The organism is Thioclava sp. (assembly GCF_048263065.1).
Taxonomy (GTDB): Bacteria; Pseudomonadota; Alphaproteobacteria; order Rhodobacterales; family Rhodobacteraceae; genus Thioclava.
Genome location: NZ_JBLXEM010000064.1, coordinates 1 through 8,028, shown reverse-complemented (window position 1 = coordinate 8,028; position 8,028 = coordinate 1). Strand labels below are relative to the sequence as shown.

At 57.8% G+C, this 8,028-nt stretch carries 6 protein-coding genes and 1 pseudogene; 2 read left to right on the top strand and 5 right to left on the bottom strand.

The annotated features are described in order from the left end of the window. The 5 genes from ACN0SD_RS20550 to ACN0SD_RS20530 all read right to left on the bottom strand — a co-directional run. Window positions 1-224, bottom strand: a 224-nt coding sequence (locus ACN0SD_RS20550) for a cation transporter (RefSeq protein ID WP_417810039.1), incomplete at its 3' end; no start/stop codon positions are given. A 191-nt stretch (window positions 225-415) separates the two neighbouring features. Then, window positions 416-1,525: an ABC transporter permease gene (locus tag ACN0SD_RS20545; RefSeq protein ID WP_417810038.1), complete on the bottom strand. Its 1,110-nt coding sequence runs from the start codon at window positions 1,523-1,525 to the stop codon at window positions 416-418. A 4-nt stretch (window positions 1,526-1,529) separates the two neighbouring features. Next, entirely contained in the window at window positions 1,530-2,651 is a 1,122-nt protein-coding gene (locus tag ACN0SD_RS20540) for an ABC transporter permease (protein WP_417810037.1), read from the bottom strand. Next, the gene (locus tag ACN0SD_RS20535) at window positions 2,648-4,429 is read right to left on the bottom strand and encodes an ATP-binding cassette domain-containing protein (protein ID WP_417810036.1); all 1,782 of its coding nucleotides are present in this window, start codon (window positions 4,427-4,429) and stop codon (window positions 2,648-2,650) included. The genes ACN0SD_RS20540 and ACN0SD_RS20535 overlap by 4 nt, the downstream gene beginning before the upstream one ends. Beyond that, window positions 4,413-5,477: an efflux RND transporter periplasmic adaptor subunit gene (locus ACN0SD_RS20530; protein WP_417810035.1), complete on the bottom strand. Its 1,065-nt coding sequence runs from the start codon at window positions 5,475-5,477 to the stop codon at window positions 4,413-4,415. Before ACN0SD_RS20530 ends, ACN0SD_RS20535 begins: the two co-directional genes overlap by 17 nt. Before the next feature lie 392 nt (window positions 5,478-5,869). On the opposite strand from ACN0SD_RS20530, the gene ACN0SD_RS20525 reads away from it, so the two are divergent. Beyond that, the gene (locus tag ACN0SD_RS20525; RefSeq protein WP_417810034.1) at window positions 5,870-6,352 is read left to right on the top strand and encodes a hypothetical protein; all 483 of its coding nucleotides are present in this window, start codon (window positions 5,870-5,872) and stop codon (window positions 6,350-6,352) included. Window positions 6,353-6,566: 214 nt separating this feature from the next. Continuing rightward, a pseudogene (locus ACN0SD_RS20520) lies at window positions 6,567-7,617 on the top strand (IS110 family transposase). Window positions 7,618-8,028: the final 411 nt, after the last annotated feature.

Sequence of the window (8,028 nt, the reverse complement as noted above, 5' to 3'; positions counted from 1 at the left end):
AGATTGACGGGCGTGCCAAAGCGATGCGCGGCCTCCCAGATCACCAGCACGACGCCGATCAGAATGGCGGTGGCGTTCAACATCGCCGCCAGAATTGTCGCGCGGCCATAGCCGAACGTGTAGCGGCTATTGCCCACGCGTTTCGCCAGAACCGTCGCGCCCCAAGCGATCAAAAGCCCCGCAACATCGGTCAGGTTGGAGCAAGACGATGAATGGGCGATCACGCGATGCTATATGACGCTGGGAACCGTCGCCGTTATTTGCGACACCACTCCCATGGACCCGGCGACAATCGCCGCCCTGTAACTGCGGCCAGGCCAAGGCCGAAGAAGAAAGTTAGACCACTCGGCAGGACACTATCTGTCTAAAAACCAGGCGAACTCCACTAGGTTGGAAATCTACCACGAGACCTTTCCTACACCGCGCGTTTGCGAAACAGCCAGCCGGCGGCAGCCAAACTTAGTAGGGCAAGGACCGCCATTGCAGTGTATTGTGGCACAAGAGAACTGAAACTTGGCTGTTCCAGAAAGCAGCGCCGAATAACGACCAATGCATAGCGCATCGGATTGATAAGAGTCAGATCCTGCACCAGCGCTGGCATGTTCGCGATCGGCGTGGCAAATCCGGACAGGATGATCGAGGGCACCATGAACAAAAACGCTCCAAGCAGAGCTTGCTGCTGCGTCGAGGCTATTGAAGAAATCATCAACCCGATGCCCGTGACGGACACGACAAACAGGATCAGCCCGATATAAAGCTGCAACAATCCCCCAAGGAGAGGCACGCCGAACCAATACACTGTGGCAAGGATGATGACCGTGCCCTCGACCAGACCAATAATCAGGCCGGGGATGCTTTTGCCCAACAAAATATCGAAAGGCCGCAGCGGCGTGACAAGAATTTGGTCAAACGTGCCTGCCTCGCGCTCGCGCGCGACAGACAGGCCGACCACCAACAAGGTAACGACCTGAACCAATAAGGCCACGATGCCGGGGATAATGAACCAGTGAGAATTGAGATTGGGGTTGAACAATGCACGCGGGTCAATCTGCGCGGGTGGCGCGCGGCCACCGTGTTCGGCCGCCCATGCCGTGCTGGCCTTTGAGATGATGCTATTGGCATAGCCAAGGATCAGCAAAGCGGTGTTTGAGTTGCGGCCATCGACGATGACCTGCACCGGCGCGGGCTTGTGGCTTAGCAGATCGCGGGTAAAGCGCGGGTCGATACTGAGAACCATTTCGACCTGACGCGAGTCGATCAATGCCTTGATGCGTTCAGGACTGTGCAACTCTGCAACCTGTTGAAACACAGGTGAGCCAGCAAAATCCGCCACCAAGTTACGCGAGGCGATTGATTGATCCTGATCATACACCGCGAAGGGGACGTGGTTGAGATCGAAACTGGCGGCATACCCGAACACGATAAGCTGAATTAGCGGCGGTCCGATCAGGACCATGCGGCTTTTGCCATCGCGCAGAATGGCGAGAAGTTCTTTAATTACTAGGGCAATAATTCGGGACAACATGGCATCAATCCAGTCGTTTGCGCGCGGCCAGCCGAGCCGCGCCGAGGAAGAAAATCGCCATCACCAAAAGCGCAAACACGTTCGGCAGCAGCACGGACCAGACCGTGCCGGCAAGGAACAAGGTTTGCAAAATCGCCACGAAATAGCGGGCCGCGACGATGTGTGTCACCCACTGGATCGCCGTCGGCATGCTGGAAATGTCGAAAATGAACCCCGAGAGGATGAAGGCCGGCAGGAACGTCGTGATGATCGCGATTTGCCCGGCAACGAACTGGTTCTTCGCTACCGTAGAGATCAACAGCCCCATCCCAAGTGAGGCCAGCATGAACAGCGAGGAAGCCAAGCCAAGCACCAGAAGCGACCCCAGCAACGGCACACCGAAAAGCCACACCGCAATCAGCACCGACACCACCATGCCGCCCATCCCGAGGATGAAATAGGGAACCACTTTCGAGATAAGGATTTCATGCATACTGACCTTGGTGACCATCAGGGCCTCCATCGTGCCGCGCTCCCACTCGCGCGCAATCACCAGCGCGGTGAGCAACGCCCCGGTCAGCGTCATGATCACCGCGATCAGCCCGGGCACCAGGTAATCCCGACTGCTGACCGCCGGGTTGAACCAGATGCGCGGCTGCACCAGAATCGGCGTTGGGTTGCTCACCCCGGCGGCAGCTTCCCGTGTAGCAATCCAAGCCACCCAACTCTGTTGAATATAGTTCTCGATAATTCGGGCGTTATTGGCGTTGATGCCGTTGACGAACACGCCGATATCGGGGTCGCGCCCGGCCGCGACACGGCTTGCAAAATCACTGCGCAGCCAGATGAAACCATCAATCTGCTCGCGCGAAAGCGCCTGCTGCGCTGCGGCCTCGCTTGGAAAATCCTCGGGTGAGAAATAGGGCGATTGGCGAAACTCCGAGGTGAGGCTCGACGCCGCCTCGCTTGGCTGTTCAACCACGATACCGATCGCCACATGCCGTGCATCCAGCGACACACCATAACCAAAGAGCAGCAGCAAGACAGCTGGCAACACGAACGCGATAGCAATGGATGAAGGGTCTCGCAGGATCTGCAAAGTTTCCTTGCGGATCAACCCGCGCAGCCGCATCAAGATTCCGCTCATTTGGCTTGCCCCCCGGTTTTGGCACTATCGGCCGTGATCAGGGCAACGAAAGCGTCCTCCATGCTGGGGTCAGGCTGGCTTGGCGTGCGGCAGGAGTTTTTCAAATCCGCCGAGGTGCCAACGGCAAGGATCGTGCCATGCGCCATGACCACCAGACGGTCGCAATATTCCGCTTCGTCCATGAAGTGAGTGGTGACCAAAACGGTCACGCCCGCGTCGGCAAGCGCATTGATACGTTGCCAGAATTCGCGCCGCGCCAGTGGATCTACGCCCGAAGTCGGTTCATCGAGAAACAAAACATCCGGCTGGTGCATCAGCGCGCAGGCCAGCGCCATTCGTTGCTTGAAGCCAAGCGGCAAATCACGGCTGGTGGCATCGCTCAGCGGGGCAAGTTCGAATTCTCGCAACGCCCAATCAATCCGCGCGGCGCGGCGCGCCCCGGTCAGCCCATAGGCGGTGGCGAAGAAGCGCAGGTTCTGCATTACGCTCAAATCGCCATAGAGCGAGAATTTCTGCGCCATATAGCCCAGTCGCCCGCGCGCCGTGGCGGCCGCGTTGCGCAGGTCGAACCCATCGACCCGCAAACGTCCGCTGCTGGCTGGTAACAGGCCGCACAACATGCGAAATGTTGTGGACTTTCCCGCACCATTGGCCCCGAGCAGGCCGAAAATTTCGCCGCGCTGCACCTTGAAGCTGATATCATCCACGGCATGGAAATCGCCAAAGCTCTTGATTAGGTGCTCGACTTCGATGACGGGGCCGCTGGAGGGTTTAGATGCAGCCGCATCGACGGCAGTCTGCGGCGGTGTCGATGGCTCAGAGTTCGCGTTGTCGTCGGCCTTGGCCCGCAAGAGGTCGATGAACCGGTCTTCAAGGCGCGGCGGCACCGGGGTGATGTCAGCGTCCGTAATGCCTGCCGCGCTGACGACGTCCGGCGTTGCACCGACATCGAGCACCAGGCGCACCGCCTCGCCCTGGACCACTGCATCCGTCACACCCGGCTGCCCTGCAAGGGACGCTTGCACGGCGCGCTTGGTATGGCTGGGAGAGCGCACCTCAAAGCTTCGCCCCTTCATCGTTTGGGCGAAATCGCCGGGTGGCCCGGAGCCGATCAACTGCCCGTCATGCAGCAGCAGAGCCGCATCGCACCGCTCTGCCTCGTCCAGATAGGCGGTGGACAGCAGCACGCTCATCCCGTCTTTGCGCACGAGTTGATAAACGATTTCCCAAAGCTCCCGGCGCGACACCGGATCAACCCCGACGGTTGGCTCATCCAGCAGTAACAGCCGGGGCGGGCGGATCAGCGTGCAGGCAAGGCCGAGTTTCTGCTTCATACCGCCCGAGAGCTTGCCTGCGAGGCGTGGGGTGAAGGGTGCCAGCCCCGTCATTTGCATCAACTCGTCGTAGCGCGCCGCCCGCGCTGTCGCTGCAACCCCCTGCAAATCCGCGTAAAGATCCAAGTTCTCCTGCACCGTCAGATCTTCATACAAGCCAAAACGCTGCGGCATGTATGAAATCATGCCCTGCACGGCCAGCGGGTCAGTACTGACATCGGTCCCGAACACATGGATGGACCCGGCGTCGGCGCGCAACAGCCCGGTGATCAAGCGCATCAAGGTCGTTTTCCCCGCGCCGTCTGGACCAATAAGCCCGGTGATCACCCCCGGTTCCGTGGTGGCGCTTACCGCATCAAGTGCTGTGACATCGCGTTTGCCCGTTCGGAAATGCCGGCTGACCTCGGCGATCACCAGTGGCTTGCTGTCAGTTTCCCGTTGCATCGCCGCCGCCGCATTCATTGGCCCCGCGGTTCACCTGCTGATCCTTTTGCTGCTGAGTCAGGTCAATCTTCACAGTTGCTGGCATGCCAAGCCGCAACTCGTTCTCCGACGCACATGTATAGACGCGGAGCTGATAAACCAGTTGCGCGCGTAAATCCGGCGTCTCGACATTCTTCGGGGTGAATTCGGCGGTGGGGGAAAGATATCCAACCCAACCCGGATAGACCTTGTCGGGATAGGAATCGGTGGTGATGTCAGCCGCCATGCCAAGCTTGATGCGCCCGAGTTCACTCTCTGGCACATAGGCGCGCACCCAAAGCGGGTCGGTCCGCGCAATGGTGTAAATCGGCGTGGCGGGCGAAACCATGTCGCCCGGTTCCTGCACCCGGCTTTCGATGATGCCGTCAACGGGGGCGTAAAGCTTGGTGTCATCAAGCTTTTGTTGGGCCAGTTTGGCATTGGCAACGGCGCCATCGTAGCTGGCCTGCGCGGCGGCGATATCCTCTGCGCGCGGGCCTTTCACAGCCAGTTCATAAGCCTGCTTCGCCGCCATGTAATTCTGCTCTGCGTTCAGGAAGGCTGCCTGCGCATCATCGCGTTTTTGAAGTGTCGCGGCCCCGGTTGGTGCCAAGGTCGCGTAGCGCTCATAATTCGCCTTATCATTTTTGTAGACCACCTCCAGCGCGTCCATGCGCGCCTTGGCTTGGGCAATCTGTTCAGGGCGAGAGCCCGCTTGCAGGGCGACAAGAACCTGCTTTTGTTGTGCCGCTTGGGCGTTGGCGGCGTCCAACTCATCGCTGAAACGCTTGTCATCCATCAGTGCGATCAACTCGCCCTTATGCACAACATCCCCTTCCTGCACCAACAGCTTGGCAACCCGGCCTGTGTCGTTAAACGCCGCGTCCACTTCACGGATATCGACATTGCCGTAGAGTGTGAGGGTGCTCGACACACCCACAGGTCGCAGCCAAAAATATGCACCGAGCGCAATCGCCGCGCCAAGCACCAACACGCCAAAGACCAGAACCATGCGCTTGCGTTTTGTCATGATAAAATTCCTTTAACGGTTGGCACAGAAAGTCGGAGTTAGTTTTGCATCTAGCTCTAGGAGGGCCGCCTCATGCGGTTCATTGATTTGGATCAACCTCACGCTCATGTAATGCTTCACAGGCTCAAATGCGGTTTCACTCCTTAAAACGTGAAGAAATATGATTGCCAGCGCAGCACTTTCGCTCCGTTCGCAGTTTCCGCGGTGAATTTGCGACACGTGTAGCCTAACGGGCATCATTTGCGCTAAGGATATGCTCTGGGTCTTTCCAGAACAAATTCGGGCCAGAACAAATTCGGGGTAGCCAAGTGAAGTTGAGTGAAGTGTTAGTAAAGTCTTGTGCCGTGTTCGTTTTGTCCTGCTCCGTTGCTTGGGCGCAGGGCGCTGTTGAGATGAAGGATCCGAACGCCAATTTCACCATGCAGCTTGGTGGCGATATCGCTTGGAATGTTGAAAGCGATCTAACCGGACAGCAATCGACAGTGATCGCGGCGGCCCCCGAAGGATATGATCCCTTCACTATCGTGTCCGCGACAACCTTTCTGAAGGTGAACCCGCTGGCGACGATGGGGGCGAGCATAGCGAAAAAGACGATCGATGGTTTTTTGGGCGGGGTTTGTGAAAACTACAAATGCGCTGATATTTCAGGACGATCGTATGAAGATATCGATGGGCGCAAGGCTTGGGTCGCAGTCACAAAGCTGAACCTGAAATCCTACGAAGATCTCGGTGTGCCAGAAGCGGTGATGATCGCGACAGTCTCTCCCGAAGGGTATATGCAACTGTTTTCGCTGCATACCGCTGAGGGCAAAGCTGCGGAAATGGAGCCGATCTTGATTGAGGCGATCAAAACGATCAAATCGACCAACCCTTAGGGCTCTGCATTGGGGGCAATCTGCGCTGATCAAGCCTCTGCCGCATCAAATGCTGCGGGGCAGACGAAAGGCCGCTTTCGAGAAACGGCACCGCAGCACGGGATCTCCCTGTAGATGGCGGCTAAGGGGATGTTTCGGCTGCTCCCCACCGTTGGGTTATCCTGAACCGGGATCAACCGTGCAACAAAGAGAAGCAGCCATCTGTACAAAGAAGATCGAAAGTTTAGAAGACCTCGCTTTCATTGGCATCGACATGGCAAGGATACGTTCCACCTGATCGGGTTCGACCGTGCGGGTCAGGGGTTCTCCAGAGGCTTATCAAACGGCAGGCGCTGAACGCCACGTTTGAGAAACTGCCGCGATGCATCGTCGGCATGGAGGTGTGCCTTAGCGCCCACCACGTCAGTAGGACTGCTTCGCAGCAAGGGGTTTGAACCCCACATTATCCCTGCAATTTACGTGAAGCCGTTCAACAAGGGGCAAAAGAACGTCTACAACGATGCAGAGGCGGTCGCCGAGGCAACTCTGCGTCCGAACCTTCTCACAGTGTCCGAGAAAACCCAAGATCAGCTCGATCTGCAGGCGCTGCATCGGGTCCGATCCCGGCTCGTCTCATGCCGCACCGCGAGCATAAACCAGATACGGGCGTTCCTGATTGAACAGGGTATCACCGTGCGTGCGGGGCCTCGGCCTTTGAAGACCTCATTCGAGGCAATTTTCGAGCAGCGCGGGGGCGAGATCTTGCCTCGAATGCGAGGCATTCTGATCGGGCTCTATGGCGATTGGCTCTGGCTGGATCAGCGGATCGACGTGGTGTTCGCTGAGATTGAAGAGATCTGCCGCACTTAACAGGATTGCGCCAATATCATGACGATTCCCGGCGTTGATCCGATGATATCAGCCGCGATGATAGCGCTGTCGGCAGGGGCGAAGCCTTTGAACGCGGCCGGGATTTCGCGGTATGGGTTGGTCTGGTGCCGCGCCAATTCAGCACGGGAGGACGGACGATTCTCGGCCGGATTACAAAGCGCGCGAGCCGATATCTGCGAATGCTCTTCGTGCAGGCTGCCAAGGTCATCATGATGCGCCCACACCGATGGGAAGCGTTCAGTTTCGGTCCATGCTTGACCGAGGTGGTGACCCGAATGCCGCGCAATAAAGCGGCCATTGCGCTTGCCAACAAACTCGCTCGAACCGCCTGGAGCATACTTCGCAATGGCGCCCAGTTCGACGCCCCAAGAGATGAGGCCATGGACGCCATCTAACGGCGCCCACGGTCAATACGAAGTTCGCGAAAGAGAGGACAGCATGGAACGGTGAAAATGCGCCCCCAGAGTCTGATGGCCCTTTTGGTCATTATCGACGTTGCAGCGAATGAGACCAAGGCGCGTGCGTAACCCCATCAAGGCCATGGCCCGCGAGCCGATCAACAGGCCGGATGCATTTGAGCGACTTCCGAAATCGTGCCAAATTCTCGATTGCGAACAGCAGCCGACAAATCAACAAGAAAATGCCGGCCGTTGATGGGGTCAGCACATGCCGCTGAAGCCGCAGGCAGCGTTGACAACTTTCTTATCAATCTCGCCGCGCGGATGAGGTTGAGCCTCCCCCTTTGAAGTGGTCCGCCCTTATAGTTAGGAAAGCGGAGGACCAAGAATGGCGATTAAGAGACCCAA

Excerpts from the sequence above, each read along its gene's own strand:
- ACN0SD_RS20545 (WP_417810038.1), bottom strand. The coding sequence starts at position 1,525 with ATGTTGTCCCGAATTATTGCCCTAGTAATTAAAGAACTTCTCGCCATT.
- ACN0SD_RS20540 (WP_417810037.1), bottom strand. The coding sequence starts at position 2,651 with ATGAGCGGAATCTTGATGCGGCTGCGCGGGTTGATCCGCAAGGAAACT.
- ACN0SD_RS20535 (WP_417810036.1), bottom strand. The coding sequence starts at position 4,429 with ATGCAACGGGAAACTGACAGCAAGCCACTGGTGATCGCCGAGGTCAGC.
- ACN0SD_RS20530 (WP_417810035.1), bottom strand. The coding sequence starts at position 5,477 with ATGACAAAACGCAAGCGCATGGTTCTGGTCTTTGGCGTGTTGGTGCTT.
- ACN0SD_RS20525 (WP_417810034.1), top strand. The coding sequence starts at position 5,870 with ATGAAGGATCCGAACGCCAATTTCACCATGCAGCTTGGTGGCGATATC.